The sequence below is a fragment of the Polynucleobacter sp. JS-Fieb-80-E5 genome, assembly GCF_018882015.1.
Classification (GTDB): domain Bacteria; phylum Pseudomonadota; class Gammaproteobacteria; order Burkholderiales; family Burkholderiaceae; genus Polynucleobacter.
This window is the reverse complement of sequence record NZ_JACVPH010000006.1, coordinates 61,267-75,698: the sequence shown is the minus strand read 5'-3', so window position 1 is coordinate 75,698 and position 14,432 is coordinate 61,267. Positions and strand designations below refer to the sequence as shown.

Below are 14,432 nucleotides of genomic sequence, written 5' to 3'. Positions count from 1 at the left end.
GAAAAAAGGCATTTAATAGCCTTAATTCCTAGACTCCGCTAGAAATAGCGTCTGGAAAGAGATTTATAAAAGGATAAAACTGATTTGAATGATGGGCTTTGAAAGCTTAGGCAGCAAGTAATAATTTCTTATTCTTCTGATACTTGCCCGCTCTTGAGGGCACATTACACAGATTGCACTCATATTCTTCATGTAAGTCATACACATCAACAACAAACTTCCCTTTACAGCATGAACAAGTTTCAGTTTTCAGGAGTTTTTGCTCTACAAAACGAATCAGAGTCCACGCACGGATCAAACTGATGACTGGCTCATCGCTGACAGGATGGTCGTCAGCCTGCTCAATGATGTGATATTGCTCAAGATAAAGCTGATAAGACTTAATTAACGCCTGAATACCAGTAACACCAGTATTTTCTTTTAGGAAATTATAGATATTGAGAAATAAAGAGGAGTGAATATTCGGTTGCCAGGTCAAAAACCAGTCGGTTGAGAATGGCAACATCCCTTTTGGAGGTGAGATACCTTTCAATTCCTTGTAAAGCTTAGTCAAACGCTCGCGTGACAAAGAAGTATGCGACTCCAGCAACTGCAGGCGAGCACCTAAGTTAATTAACTGAATTGCTAACTGAAGTTGCTCGGTCTCACCAACGATGCTTTTGACTTTCATGATCTAAATTCCGCTTTCTTTATAGGTATTGCAGAAATTAGGCAATAGCTTCGGCTTTTTGGCCGGCCATCAAAATTGAGCTGTGGACAATGGATTGGGATAAACCCTTAGTATTCTTGGTCAACATACCCAACATAGCGGCATCATCAAAGCGAAAGCGCATCAACATCATGTTGGAGCTAGCCAACTTGATCAGCTGAGAATTGCTTAAATCCCCAATTAAATCAGCGATATCCTGACTCACACCAAGGCGGAAAACAGCTTGATCCTTGTCTGCTTGAATCATCTGTTGAGCCAGCATTAAATAATTCAGATTCGCTTCACGAATTTCTGTCATAATGCTTTCTTGTGATTTATCAATCAGTTGCATGTTCTATCTCACTTAATTTATGCGATTTAGTACTTTCGCGATGAATGTAGTTTGCCCGACCCAATTTTTTTCTAAATGAGATAAATGCTACAAATTTAGTAAGGAAAATACTTACAAAACTGTATAAGATGTTTTTGTGCTGCTGATTAGACAGTCTCAATAAGTCGCAATAGACCTAGGTAATCAGCAAAAAAAATAATTCGAATGGTTAGCAAAAGCCCGATTTATAAGGCCTAAGTGTAAATGGAGACCAAATTTTGTATACGCCACGAAGCTACCAAAAATTAGGCAATGCAATGAGCTTGACTCCATCATCACCCAGCCCTAATACTCTCTCACTCAATTTAGATATTAAGATTTCTTGTGCTCAGTTCACAGAATTTAGAGCAAAACTGTGACTATAAACAACACAAGCTCTATGGAGAGCCAAACAAATGGATACCACCCGGTATTAGCAACGGCTCAAGTACTCATTGTTGAAGACAACCTTATTAATCAGGTTGTCATTAAGCAATTTCTGGTGCGCGTTGGAGCGCGTATCGATGTGGCAAACAATGGACAAGATGCGCTAGAGCTCTTAAAGACCAAACAATACGACGCAGTTTTGATGGATATTCAGATGCCAGTATTAGATGGCTTACAAGCTTGCAAGCAAATTCGGGAACAAGCGCATTTAAAGTCCTTACCCATCATTGGGCTTAGCGCAGGTGTATTCGCTGATGAAATTCAACAGTGCTTTGATTATGGAATGAGCGACTTTATTAGTAAGCCCATCGATCCAAACAGGCTATATCAAACAGTGGTCAATTGCATTTTGCAATTACGACCCCTACGCGAGCATCTGAAATCAACCAATACAGATATTGCTGATCCCCAAAAGCTATCCGATACGGTAATGCAGGACTTGCCCGGCTTTAACATCAATAAAATTGCATTGTTGATGAATGATATTACTTTGACTTTCAAGTTACTCAACCTATTTGTAGTGGATTGCAGGGATTGCAGCGTAGGCCTGCAAAATGAAGTTGCAATGAATGATTTCCAGGCAGCACAAAAAAGGATTCATGCATTTAAGGGGTCTGCATGCACCATTGGAGCCGATGCAGTATTTGCTGCAGCACAGTTTCTAGATGCAGACTTAAGACTCGGCCAACTCCCTGCTGAAAACTATCATGATTTTCTAGAGGTACTTGCAGAGACTAGGATTTATTTAAAACAATATCTTGATAAGTACGAATCACATCATCGCAAGCAAAGCACTCAACAAAGTCTTCAAGATAGACCGCTTCAAGATCTTGTCATTCTGTTAACTGAAGATAATGCTATCGCACAAGAAGCACTAAAAGAATACTTAGAAATTTTTGGCGCGCGTATCGACGTCGCAAACAATGGACAAGATGCGCTAGAACTCTTAAAGACCAAACAATACGACGCAGTTTTGATGGATATTCAGATGCCAGTGTTAGATGGCTTACAAGCTTGCAAGCAAATTCGGGAACAAGCGCATTTGAAGTCTTTACCCATCATTGGGCTTAGTGCCAGAGTGTGTGCAGATACCTCTCAACAATGCCTTGATCATGGAATGAATGGCTGTATTTCTAAAACGGTAGATCCTAAAGAGCTAGTAAATCAAATCACTCAATGGATTAGATAGCATTGCTATTTGTCGAGTCTTAATTTACCGCCACTGCAAGAATAGTTCAGCTCTCGCACAATCGCAGCGCTAATAATTTGATTGCTGGGATCAATGGCTTTAACATTAATCACTAGCTTGTTGGGCAAATTGAGGTAAGTTCCAACAATCACTTGACTGGCGCCAACCTTCGTATTACCAGCCTGACCAATCTTGCGAGTCAAAGACACAATGCCGGTATCGCTGATACGAATATCTTTACCAAACTCTACTTGCACTACCTTCTTCCCGGGGATACGCGCAAGATAACTCCGCATCATCTCGCTCATGACTAGGACATTAGGCTCTGTTTTGAGCGTGTTGACATTGACAAAATCAGCCACGAGTAACACACCGTACTCGTCTGGACCATTAGGATCAAATTTAGGTAATGAGGTATTGAGCTCAGTTGCCATGCCCGAAACCAAGACAGTTAAATCCGTTGCTTGCAGCTTATCTTCAAATGTAAGGCACTGAGCATCGCTACGACTAGTGGTACCACAAGCGGTAAGACCCAAAAGTACACAGAGAAAAACAATACCTATAGATAGATAAGAAAAGTTGTGGGATTGGCGAATAGACATATCGATTCAGAATATCAATAAAAGTCGTATTCTACTAGTGGGTACTAGTACGATTAATTAGCGAGGTTTAAAATTGGCATAGCTGGTGGTCTTGGAGGACCATTCAACAAATGCGAGATCAAACGATCTTGCGGCAACTTAACTTGCGCTGTGGATACTACAGCGCCACTGATGACCTGAATCATTCTGACATTCAGAATAAGTCCCTCAGCGGTATTCACATAAGTGCCAGTAATAATGCTACCGGTTTGTACCGGTGGCTTCAGTTGCTTGACATCCCTACTCAGAGAAAACTCACCGCTAGATTCAATCAGAATATTTTTTCTGAAGGTAACGTCTGTGACAGACCAATTTCTTAACTGCATTTCATGCATCAAGTTTTGCGCCAAGAGCCGGCCTAGCTGAGAAGTCTCATTCAAAGTACTGAGATCAACAAAATCTGTGACTACCAATGCACGGCTTCTCATTTCCGGGGAAAGATTACGCTCTAACTGCTCAGCGATAAACATCGAGGCTGTATTTAAGGCGCCAGAAGATGAGGTACTTGGAATGAGGGAAATGGCCTCATATCGAAATGGATAAGGTGAAACAGTCCTCTCTTGACTTGCTTGTGTCTGGGCGTGTGCACTCAAGGAAAATACTGCAGAAAAAAAAGCGCATGTGCTTGCAAGGCGAATCGAGAATACGAAAGGATTTAAATGCAATTTCATTGGGGTACCGCTCTTGAACTCACTGCCTCAGTTGGCATTACCTTACTGAGCTTCGTATCACCCTCAGGAAGTCGAACGCGATAACTCACTGGAAAATCACTAGACATACCAGGTTGAATAATCATCACTGAGTAGTAAGGTTGAGCATTGCAATTTTCACAGTTGACTGCGTAGGGCGAGCTCGCAGATGTACATCCTGAACAAATCAGAAGACTCACAATCAATAATGAAAGATAATTTAAACGCGACATATCCTTAGCCCATAAACCCTAAACTTCTTCACTTGAATACTTCAATACCAACAAACATTTAAATAGAGTCCGCTTGTATAGATTCCTATATATTCCCTTTACGGCTCAAAATTGCAATTGATGAGGATTTACTTAAATGATTTTTAAAAACTGAAGTTTTGATGGCAAGGTATTTTGGTTTTAGTAAGGCTCCGCCTGCTCTTATTGCCCTTCTCGTTCAGGGTATTGCTTTTATTTTGGCTGCCACCCTGTGCTGGCTTTTAATACAACTGGGCTTTCATTTCTATAAATGGCTTCCCAGCCTGGCATGCTTATTTGTAGCGCAAGGTATATTTGCCTATTTTTTAAGCGCTCAATTTAAAATGGCGCACTGGTGGCGCTATATTCAACTTTTTTTCCCACTAGCTATTTGGGCGGCATTGGAACTACACATTCCCACCAGCTACTTTTTAGCGGGTTTCATCTTTACTGGAGCCCTCTTTTGGTCAGTTTTTATCACTCAAGTGCCTTTTTACCCCTCCAAACCCGAGGTTTGGACTGCAGTTTCTGAACTTTTACCGGGCAAAAAGCTCAGAATTCTGGAAATTGGCAGCGGTCTAGGCAATTTTGCACTCCGCATAGCCCAATTACGACCAGAATCTCGGGTTGAGGGCATTGAGATAGCGCCTTTGCCCTGGCTTATAAGTCTTATACAAGCCAAATTCTTTACTTCTAGGGTTCGCTTTCGTCTAGGCAACTATGAAAAAGTGAATTTTTCCGACTATGACCTGATTTTTGCCTACCTTTCTCCTGCAGCAATGCCCGAACTCTGGGACAAGGCCCTTTTGGAGATGAATAGCGAAAGCCTCTTAATTAGCCATGAATTTCCCGTCCCTGGCATTGATGAATCACAGAAAATGGGCTTTAGCTCAGACCAGCGCGAATGCTTTGTCTACGTCATTGGCCAATATCGCCCTACTTAACGGGAAGACAGGCGCCATAATCATGCTTTATTCAGGCAATTAAATGTCGTAATTACAGGTATTCTTCTGTTATTCAGGCAAAAAGGGGCTTCTAGTGTTTGTCATCATTGGTTATGTAGTCGTTATTTTCTCAGTCTTCGGTGGATTTGCGATGGCCGGCGGACATCTCGCAGCCCTCCTCCAGCCAATCGAATTATTGATGATTGGGGGCGCTGCATTTGGTGCTTTTTTGGTCGGCAATGATATGAAAACCATTAAAGCAACAGTGAAAGCTTTGCCAACTGTGATTGCTCCATCGAGCTACAGCAAAGCCCTCTATTTAGATTTGCTGGCAATGATGTTTGAGTTTTTGACCAAGATTCGTAAAGACGGCATGATGGCCATCGAAAAAGACGTTGAAAATCCAGAGAACAGCGCCATCTTCACCAAATACCCAAAGATTATGAAAGACCATCATTTGATGGACTTTTTATGCGATTACTTACGCATGATGCTCTCAGGCAATATGGAGCCATTTCAAATTGAAAACCTCATGGATGTGGACATTGAGACACATCACAATGAAGGTCATGCGGTCTGTCATGCTGTTGCAAAAATGGCCGACGGTATGCCAGCCTTTGGTATTGTGGCGGCCGTGATGGGCGTGGTCCACACGATGTCCTCAGTTGGCCAAGTTTCAAACAATGAGTTGGGCGTCATGATTGCCCATGCGCTAGTGGGAACGTTCTTGGGTATTTTGCTTTGCTACGGATTCGTTGGCCCATTGGCAACTATCCTAGAACAAAAGCTGAATGAATCTTCTAAGATGCTACAGACCGCTAAGATCATTTTGCTAGCCAGCTTAAATGGTTATGCACCAACGATTGCAGTAGAGTTTGGACGTAAGGTATTGAACTCAACCGAACGTCCTGAGTTTCTGGAGCTCGAAGAATATATTAAAGGCGCTAAAACGCGTTAATCCATGGCTACTAAAGAAGAAAAGCCTCTCATTGTTGTAAAACGCATTAAAAAAGTGGCTGGTGGGGCACACGGAGGTGCATGGAAGATTGCGTATGCAGACTTCGTAACCGCCATGATGGCCTTCTTCCTGTTGATGTGGCTTTTAGCATCAGTCTCTAAGGAAGATTTAAAAGGCATCTCTGAATATTTCAAGATGCCGATTGAAAAGATAGTCTCCACAGGTCCTAGCACTACTGGTTCAAGTGGTATTTTCGTTGGTGGCGGTAAAGATCTGACGCGTAAAGACGGTGAAGTTTCTAAAGCAGATGACAACAGCGATAAATCTCCACAAAAGATGCTGGATGAGGAGGGCCTCAAGCAACTGAAAACCAAAGTGGAATCTGTTATTCAAGATAACCCACAACTGCAAAGCTTGAAAAAACAAATTCTCATTGATATTACTGATGACGGTTTACGTATTCAGATTGTGGATAACCTGAAAAGACCCATGTTTGCCTTATCCGATGATGAACTCCAGCCTTATGCGCGGGAGATTATGAAAACGATTGGCAAGTCACTCAATGGTGTTGAGAACAAACTTACTTTGTCTGGTCACACCGATGCATTGCCCTTCCCTAATAAAGAAAAGTCTTATAGCAACTGGGAACTGTCTGCCGACAGAGCGAATGCTGCCAGGCGAGAATTGGTTAACGGCGGTATGGACGAAACTAAATTACTCCAAGTGATTGGTCTTTCTTCTGCAGTTTTATATGACAAGACAGATCCACTAAACCCCATTAATCGCCGCATCTCCATTATTGTGATGAACAAAAAAGCGCAAGAGCGCATAGAGAAAAATATGTCCATTGAAGCTGGTAATGCTGAAGGGGTACAAAAAGGTATACAAGCTTCAGGCCCTAAAAGCGCCCCAACTTCAGCCCCTGAGGCAAAGCCAACCACTAAGGTAGACGCCAAGCCAGATGTGAAGCCAGCCGCTAAGACAGAAGTTAAACCCTGAGGCTTTGCCACTTCAATTGAGTTATTTACCCTTCCGTTTATTTGTAATAATGTAAATCATGATCAAACTCAATACCGGACTTTCGAAACTTCCTTACTTGCCAGTCAAGGTTAGCCTGCTCGGCATGTTATTGACCGCGCTTGTTATGGCAGGCTTGCTCTTAATCAATACCCAAAGCTGGACTCCAGAATTCAAGATAACTTTAAAGTCGTCAAGCTCTTCATCATCAACAAACACTGCATCTGAATCACCAAAAGTGGATACGCCTGCACCTGTTGATTTAAATAAGCTCAAAGAGCTGATTGCACAAAATCGTATTTTTTTAAATACCGCATACGCAGAGAAAAAATCTCCTGATCCCGTCTCAGAGGAAGTGCGTAATCTAGCGGAACGCGTCACTCAAGATCTTGCACAGATGAATGCTATGTGGCAGTCCTTCTTAGCGCAGCCTTTAAGCGCTGAAGAAAAAACGGTAGCAAGCCAATTTACAAGCGATTTTGACAAGCTGGTTAACCAATCTATCAAACCTGCCGTTGACCTTTTGCAAGTCAATTATTTATCGCAAGCCAGCGCATTACTCGCTCGCACTCAAGGCTTGCAAACGCAAGTGATGACAGATCTAGATGCTCTTATCAAGGCACAAGCGAGCGCAAAACTAATTGCCTTACAAAAGAAAAGTGTTGCTGAAGTGAATCCTGCAGCCCCTTCGGTTCCCGTAACTTCTGTAAGTGAGCCAGCCAATCGGCCAAACGAAGCTTCCTTAGATACTCCCTCAGCAAAATCAAGCGCCCCCTCTTCCAACAACAGCTTGCCAACTGACAAGCTGATGATTATTGCTGTCGGCATGCTAATCATGCTGAGCCTGGCTGCTCAAATCTCTCGAACTCTCAAACATAGTTTAGGCGCTAGTCCTGAAGAATTAACGAAGGCTGCAGGCTATATCGCTAGCGGCCAATTAGATTACCGCATTGCATTGAGTGCAGGTGATCATAGCAGTGCAATGGCGGCCATTAAAGCGATTCAGGGTGAGTGGAAACAGTTCATACTGGATACCAGCATTTTGAACGCCGCCCTGCAAGACGGCAAACTCTTAGGCCGCCGAGATGCAGATCAGCATCGCGGTGCTTTTTATGAATTCGCTCAAGAACTCAACACTACTATTGATCTGGCAATGCAAAAAGGTCAAGCATCTGAATCTGCGCAGCGCACTATTGAGCAAGCACTCCAAAAAGCTTTAGCGCAAGCTCAAACCATTCCAGCAGCGTTGCAAAACCATGATCTAAGTAAACGGCTATCCGTTGATAGCGAACTGGAAGAAGTCAATTTACTCAACAAGACCATGAATCAACTGCTAGATAAAATGGAAGAGTTCAGTAGTATTGCCCAAGTTCAAGGGGTAGAAATTCAGAAGCTAGCTAAGGAATTAACGCTTTACCATGCAAGCCTGATCAAAGGCGCACAAGAGCAGGCTCAAGTCTTGCAAAACTCAAACCTGAAGATGCAAGGTTTGGGTGAAAGCACTAAACAAAATGCTGAAAACGCTAAGCAAGTTCGGCTCATGGCAGTATCCAGTACAGAAATGGCTAACGCCCTAAGTACCGAAGTAGCTCAGGCAGGAATTCCTTCTGAGAAAATAGATGGCATTAATAAGGTCGTTGAGCGTATTGCCAGCTCCACGCAATATGTTGCTGATATGAGCGCCAACATTACGACCGCCTCTTTAGATCAGAGCCTGAACCTCTACGAGGTGAATGGCGCCGTGTCCCAGGTCGAAAAAATTGCCCAGAAAAATGTCGAAACCATGAAAGATACGGCTCTCAGCGGGGAAATGCTCTTGCAACATGCCAATGCTTTAGCTGAGACTTTTGGTCATTTGACAGTTTCAGCGCCTCAAAATACCCCTGTCAAGACTACTTCACTTGATGCGCCAAAGAGTCCAGAACTTGAAAATCCCGCAGCAAATCCTGCTGAAAAAGACCCTGACTGGAAGCTGTTTTAAGCCCCATCTAAGGTCGTCGCTATACCCAACAGTCACTCTAAATCGGATGTTTTTGGCCTTCCATTGCCAATAAACTGGGTTTTAGAAGCTTGAATTAAGGGGGGTTCACCCCCCTTTTCCAGCAATTCATTTAAGCCCTGCTCGCTGAAAATCATTTATCAGCAATTTAATCCTTTTAAGGTGTAGCGGTGGCAGAAGAAAGCGATTTAGAAAAATCAGAACAGGCCTCGTCGACGCGACTAGAAAAAGCGTACGAAGAGGGTGACGTTCCTCGCTCCAAGGAATTGGCGACTTGCGTCTTGCTGTTTACTGCCGGCATGTCAGTCTGGGGGTTGGGTTATCACCTCAACTCCGCATTAAAAGACCTGCTGAGTAGTGGTCTGACTTTTGATAGCAAATTGGCATTCAATCCAGAAGCCGGTCTTGGCCGCTTATCTGATCAGGTTATCGACTTATTAATCGCCTTTGCTCCGCTTGGCTTTGCATTAATGATTGCCGCCCTTGCAGCGCCAGTATTGGTTGGCGGCTGGAACTTTAGCACTCAATTACTCACACCCAATTTAGAAAGACTTGATCCCATCAAAGGCATGGGCAATCTCTTTTCTAAAAACTCCCTAGTGGAGCTCGTTAAATCCATTGCTAAAGCAACCCTGATAGGTGTAGTAGCTTACTTTGTAATTTCTGCAGATTTTCCTCAGCTGATTACGCTCTCGCTGATTCCAGTTGAAGTAGGCCTTGCAAAGACCGGCTTATTTCTTGTCAAAGCATTCATTTTTATTGTGGGTGCTTTAGTAGTCATTGCATTAGTTGATGTCCCCTATCAACTCTATCGCTATGCTGAAAAACACAAGATGAGCCGCCAAGAATTAAAGCAAGAATCTAAAGAAGGTAACGGTAACCCTGAAATCAAAGCCAAGATTCGCCAACAACAAAGAGAGATGTCACGTCGCCGCATGATGTCGAATGTACAAAAGGCAGATGTCATTATCACCAACCCTACGCACTACTCTGTTGCCATTCAATACAAAGAAGGTGATATGCGAGCTCCGATGCTCCTAGCTAAAGGGACAGATACCTTGGCGTTACGTATTCGAGAAATTGCTAAAGAGCATGAAATTTTGATATTGGAATCACCCAAACTTGCGCGTGCAATTTATGCCAATACTGAACTTGATGCAGAAATTCCAGAATCCCTATACCTCGCTGTTGCTGAGATTTTGGCCTTTGTGTTCCAGGTGAAGAACTTCAATGGTCGCAGCGGCGCTTACCCAACTCAACCACACAATATTGTTGTGCCAGATGAATTAGACCCGCTATCTAACACTAAGCAACTTGAGCTTGCATCATGAACTTCACACAATTTTTAGAGTCTCTCAAAAACCTCAATAGCAAGACGATTGCAGGTCCTATCATCATCGTGATGTTACTGGCCATGATGATTTTGCCGATTCCTGCAATTGGCTTGGATCTCTTATTCACCTTCAATATTGCCCTGTCCATCTTGGTATTAATGATCGGACTGCAAACTGCTAAACCGCTGGATTTTTTAGCCTTTCCGACAGTGCTTTTAGTCACAACGATGTTACGTTTGAGCTTAAACGTAGCTTCTACCCGCTTAGTGTTAACTGAAGGTCATACAGGCCCTGCTGCCGCTGGTAAGGTCATCGAAGCTTTCGGACACTTCCTGATTGGCGGTAACTACGCTGTTGGTATTGTAGTTTTTATCATCTTGACCATCATTAACTTTACAGTTGTAACTAAAGGTGCTGGGCGTATTGCTGAAGTAGGTGCTCGTTTTACCTTAGATGCGATGCCCGGTAAGCAGATGGCAATTGATGCTGATCTCAATGCAGGTTTAATTGGTCAAGATGAAGCGCGTAGCCGCCGTGCAGATATTGGTCAAGAAGCTGAATTTTATGGTGCCATGGATGGTGCCTCGAAATATGTTCGTGGCGATGCGATAGCCGGCATTCTGGTAATCGTCATCAATATTCTGGGCGGCCTGATTGTTGGCATGCTCCAGCATGATTTAAGCTTTAGTGAAGCCGTTAAAAATTACACTTTACTGGCTATTGGTGATGGCTTAGTAGCCCAAATTCCATCGCTCATCATTTCAGTTGCGGCCGGTATTGTGGTGTCACGCGTTGCGAATAATCAAGATATTGGCACACAGTTAACCAAGCAACTCTTTACCAATCCGAAGATTCTCAATATTACAGCCATCATTATTGGTGGCATGGGCCTCATTCCAGGCATGCCGAATTTGGCCTTCCTTTTACTTGCAGCCACCCTTGCCGGCATTGCTTATTCATTAAAGAATCAAACTAAAAAATTGCTGGAGTCAGAGACAAATGCAAGCCAAGAAGTGGCTCAAGAATCTATTGATGCCACTTGGGATGATGTCATGCCAGTCGATGCATTGGGTCTTGAAGTAGGCTTTCGTCTCGTTCCCTTGGTTGATTCACGTCACGGTGGTGATCTCATTAAACGCATTAAGGCACTTCGTAAAAAGTTTGCACAAGATGTGGGTTTTTTAACTCCACCTGTGCATATTTGCGACAACCTGGATCTCAAGCCATCTGCCTATGTCATTAAGCTTAAGGGCGTAGAGGTTGCCAAAGGAGAATCCCACTACGGTCAATTTTTAGCCATTAATCCTGGTAACGTGACTGGTGAACTACCTGGCCCGGTGACTTCTGATCCTGCGTTTGATTTACCTGCTATCTGGATTGATAATTCACTACGCGAAGACGCCCAAAGTAAAGGCTATACCGTAGTCGATGCAAGTACAGTAATTGCTACTCACCTCAATCATGTGATTGGGATGCATGCCTCAGAATTACTGGGACATCAGGAGGTTCAGCAATTAGTCACTCTACTTGCTAAAGAGTCACCAAAATTGGTTGAAGACCTGATTCCCAAATTACTGACGATTTCAGTAGTACAAAAAGTACTGCAAAATCTTTTGGTTGAAGGTGTCACGATCCGCGATATGCGCACCATCATGGAAACGCTCATTGAATATGCTCCTCATACACAAGATCCTGCCGATCTGACTGCGAAAGTCAGAATCAAATTGGGTCGCGCAATTACGCAACAGCTCTTCCCTAATAGCAATGAGATGTCAGTGATTTCATTAGAAAACAATCTTGAGCGTTTATTGATGCAAGCAGTGACTGGCTCTGGCGATAACAGCTCAATTGAGCCTGGCATTGCTAAAACCCTTGCCAACGAAGCGAATGAAGCAGCTAAAGCACAAGAGAGAAACGGACATTCCCCAGTATTGCTCGTTGCTTCACCCTTACGCGCGACCTTAGCCAAATTTTTGAAGAGGGTTACGCCTAATCTACGCGTGCTCTCTCATGAAGAATTACCCGATTCCAAAACTATCCGTGTTGCCAACTTAATTGGAGGTTCAGTATGACCATGAAAAAATTTCTAGCCAAAACGACTCGTCAGGCTTTGATGCAAGTCAAAGCAGAGCTTGGTGAAGACGCTACCATTATTTCTAATCGCTCGATTAACGGCTGGACAGAAATTTTGGCGCGCAGTGAATCCAGCGTTCTTCCTGGCTCAAACCTGCTGGGCAGCGTGTCTACTGCTAAGGAACAAGCGGAAAAAGCCTTGCAAGCCAAAAAGGTACAGGCTACTGTCGATTTACTCAATGGTAGATCTAGTTCTAAGGTAGCTGCCCCTGTTGTCGAGTTGACTACTACTAATGTAGAGGTGATAGCGCCTAAAGAGCAGCCCGTTGAGATCATCAATCATCCTCAGATTCAGGGGATGCTTAAAGAAATGCGCGAAATGCGCAATCAGTTCCAGGCACAACTGGAGACTCTCTCTAATAGCACCCTTGAGTTCAGCCCTAATAAACGGGATTTGATGAGTCAATTTTTATCTGCTGGCTTTAATCTAGATCTGGCTAAACGCGTGATTAGCAAACTCCCTTCTGATTTTTCGGCTAAAGAAGCCAAGCCTTGGGCAATGAATTTACTGGCTAAGAATATGCAGGCCCTAGAAAATGAAGCGGAAATCATGAACCAACATGGTATTTATGCTTTGCTTGGGCCTACTGGTGTCGGCAAAACTACGACGATTGCCAAAATTGCCTCACGCTTTGTCCTTAAACATGGCAATCAAGACATTGCCTTGGTAAGCACTGATACTTATCGTATTGGCGGTCATGAGCAATTGCGTATTTATGGCAAGATTTTGGGTGTTGAAGTGTTTGCCGCAAAAGATGCTCAAGAATTGCAACAGACCCTTGAGAAATTACAAGACAAGAAGCTCGTCCTCATCGATATGGCTGGTTTAAGCCAAAAAGACAAGATGGTTAGTAGTCAGCTTGATATGCTGTGCGAGGCATCACGTGATATCAAAAAAATCATTTGCCTAAATGCTAGTGGCACCTTGGATACGCTCAATAATGTGAGCAAGGCGTTTGCTGGCAGAGGTTTGGATGGCTGCATCATCACTAAAGTAGATGAAGCAATTGGTTTGGGCGGCGTTATTAATGTGGTTCTGCAAAATAAACTGAAAGTCCTGTATCTCACCAATGGTCAACGTGTTCCAGAAGACATTGCTCTAGTCGATAAAATCGCTTTGATTGAAGAGGCTTTCAAACAAGAAGACTCTAGTGATCACCTCTCGATTGTCAGACCAGAAGACTTGCCTGCTTTTTTCAGCAAATCTACAGCGATAACACAAGGGCACGTTCAATATGCTTAATCCACGCGATCAAGCAGAAGGTCTCAGGCGGATTTTGATGCCAACCAAGGCTTGCCCAATTAAAGCCTTAAGTACAAAACTAGCCCAAGGCAAAGGTCAGCTTCTACAAGACCTAACTATGGATATCGGTGGACGGAATATTCACTTTATCGATATGAGCCTAGACCGGGCTCAGGAGCTCCCCTTGGCACTCTTAAATCAACACGAAATCGTACTCAAATTGGCGCAAAGCTCTGAATCTATAAAGCGGGCATTTGGGATCATTAAGTTGCTGGCCAAAAGTCCTGAAAACCGGGTTTTTGGCATTATCGTCAGCGCCCAAAATGCGGAGACAGCAAAGACGGTTTTTCGTAACCTAAAGCATGCCAGCCGGACTTTTTCACAGATTCAACTGGAAATCATTGGTTTTAGTACACTTAGTAACAATTGGGTAAGTCCAGTAGTTTTAGACTTATACCCAGCAATGACGCAAACGATGACAAGAGACCCTATTTTTACCCCCCAATTTGGCGTAACCCCCACTCAATAA

The 14,432-nt window shown here is 43.4% G+C and carries 14 protein-coding genes; 9 read left to right on the top strand and 5 right to left on the bottom strand.

The window, feature by feature from the left end; all coding sequences use genetic code 11:
• Positions 1-106 precede the first annotated feature (106 nt).
• Both flhC and flhD read right to left on the bottom strand, forming a co-directional pair.
• Positions 107-670 (bottom strand): flagellar transcriptional regulator FlhC, encoded by a 564-nt coding sequence (flhC, locus tag ICN44_RS09920; protein WP_096672511.1) that lies wholly within the window; start codon positions 668-670, stop codon positions 107-109.
• 37 nt (positions 671-707) lie between these two features.
• Positions 708-1,040 carry a flagellar transcriptional regulator FlhD gene (gene flhD, locus ICN44_RS09915; RefSeq protein ID WP_096672510.1) on the bottom strand — a complete coding sequence of 111 codons (333 nt, stop codon included), beginning with the start codon at positions 1,038-1,040 and terminating at the stop codon, positions 708-710.
• Between the two features lie 418 nt (positions 1,041-1,458).
• Between flhD and ICN44_RS09910 the strand changes: the two genes are divergently transcribed.
• The gene (locus ICN44_RS09910; protein ID WP_216263814.1) at positions 1,459-2,694 is read left to right on the top strand and encodes a response regulator; all 1,236 of its coding nucleotides are present in this window, start codon (positions 1,459-1,461) and stop codon (positions 2,692-2,694) included.
• A gap of 5 nt (positions 2,695-2,699) precedes the next feature.
• On the opposite strand, the gene ICN44_RS09905 is transcribed toward ICN44_RS09910, so the two are convergent.
• The 3 genes from ICN44_RS09905 to ICN44_RS09895 are packed head-to-tail and all read right to left on the bottom strand — an operon-like array spanning position 2,700 to position 4,257.
• Positions 2,700-3,296, bottom strand: a complete 597-nt coding sequence (locus ICN44_RS09905) for a FlgO family outer membrane protein (RefSeq protein ID WP_112294541.1) — start codon at positions 3,294-3,296, stop codon at positions 2,700-2,702.
• A gap of 53 nt (positions 3,297-3,349) precedes the next feature.
• Entirely contained in the window at positions 3,350-4,006 is a 657-nt protein-coding gene (locus ICN44_RS09900) for a FlgO family outer membrane protein (protein WP_112294540.1), read from the bottom strand.
• Entirely contained in the window at positions 4,003-4,257 is a 255-nt protein-coding gene (locus ICN44_RS09895) for a hypothetical protein (protein WP_216263813.1), read from the bottom strand. Before ICN44_RS09895 ends, ICN44_RS09900 begins: the two co-directional genes overlap by 4 nt.
• A 161-nt stretch (positions 4,258-4,418) precedes the next feature.
• Between ICN44_RS09895 and ICN44_RS09890 the strand changes: the two genes are divergently transcribed.
• The 8 genes from ICN44_RS09890 to ICN44_RS09855 all read left to right on the top strand — a co-directional run bounded on the left by ICN44_RS09890 (position 4,419) and on the right by ICN44_RS09855 (position 14,432).
• Positions 4,419-5,219 carry a cyclopropane-fatty-acyl-phospholipid synthase family protein gene (locus ICN44_RS09890; protein ID WP_216263812.1) on the top strand — a complete coding sequence of 267 codons (801 nt, stop codon included), beginning with the start codon at positions 4,419-4,421 and terminating at the stop codon, positions 5,217-5,219.
• A gap of 94 nt (positions 5,220-5,313) precedes the next feature.
• Positions 5,314-6,177 (top strand): flagellar motor stator protein MotA, encoded by an 864-nt coding sequence (gene motA / locus ICN44_RS09885; protein ID WP_096672504.1) that lies wholly within the window; start codon positions 5,314-5,316, stop codon positions 6,175-6,177.
• A 3-nt stretch (positions 6,178-6,180) separates the two neighbouring features.
• Entirely contained in the window at positions 6,181-7,176 is a 996-nt protein-coding gene (motB, locus tag ICN44_RS09880; RefSeq protein WP_096672503.1) for a flagellar motor protein MotB, read from the top strand.
• A 58-nt stretch (positions 7,177-7,234) separates the two neighbouring features.
• Positions 7,235-9,175 (top strand): Tar ligand binding domain-containing protein, encoded by a 1,941-nt coding sequence (locus ICN44_RS09875; protein ID WP_216263811.1) that lies wholly within the window; start codon positions 7,235-7,237, stop codon positions 9,173-9,175.
• 188 nt (positions 9,176-9,363) lie between these two features.
• On the top strand, positions 9,364-10,524 hold the full coding sequence (gene flhB / locus ICN44_RS09870; protein ID WP_216263809.1) for a flagellar biosynthesis protein FlhB: 1,161 nt from the start codon (positions 9,364-9,366) through the stop codon (positions 10,522-10,524).
• Positions 10,521-12,599, top strand: a complete 2,079-nt coding sequence (flhA, locus tag ICN44_RS09865; protein ID WP_215313806.1) for a flagellar biosynthesis protein FlhA — start codon at positions 10,521-10,523, stop codon at positions 12,597-12,599. Before flhB ends, flhA begins: the two co-directional genes overlap by 4 nt.
• On the top strand, positions 12,596-13,903 hold the full coding sequence (flhF, locus tag ICN44_RS09860; protein ID WP_216263808.1) for a flagellar biosynthesis protein FlhF: 1,308 nt from the start codon (positions 12,596-12,598) through the stop codon (positions 13,901-13,903). The genes flhA and flhF overlap by 4 nt, the downstream gene beginning before the upstream one ends.
• Complete coding sequence (locus tag ICN44_RS09855) at positions 13,896-14,432, top strand: hypothetical protein (RefSeq protein ID WP_216263807.1); 537 nt, start codon at positions 13,896-13,898, stop codon at positions 14,430-14,432. The genes flhF and ICN44_RS09855 overlap by 8 nt, the downstream gene beginning before the upstream one ends.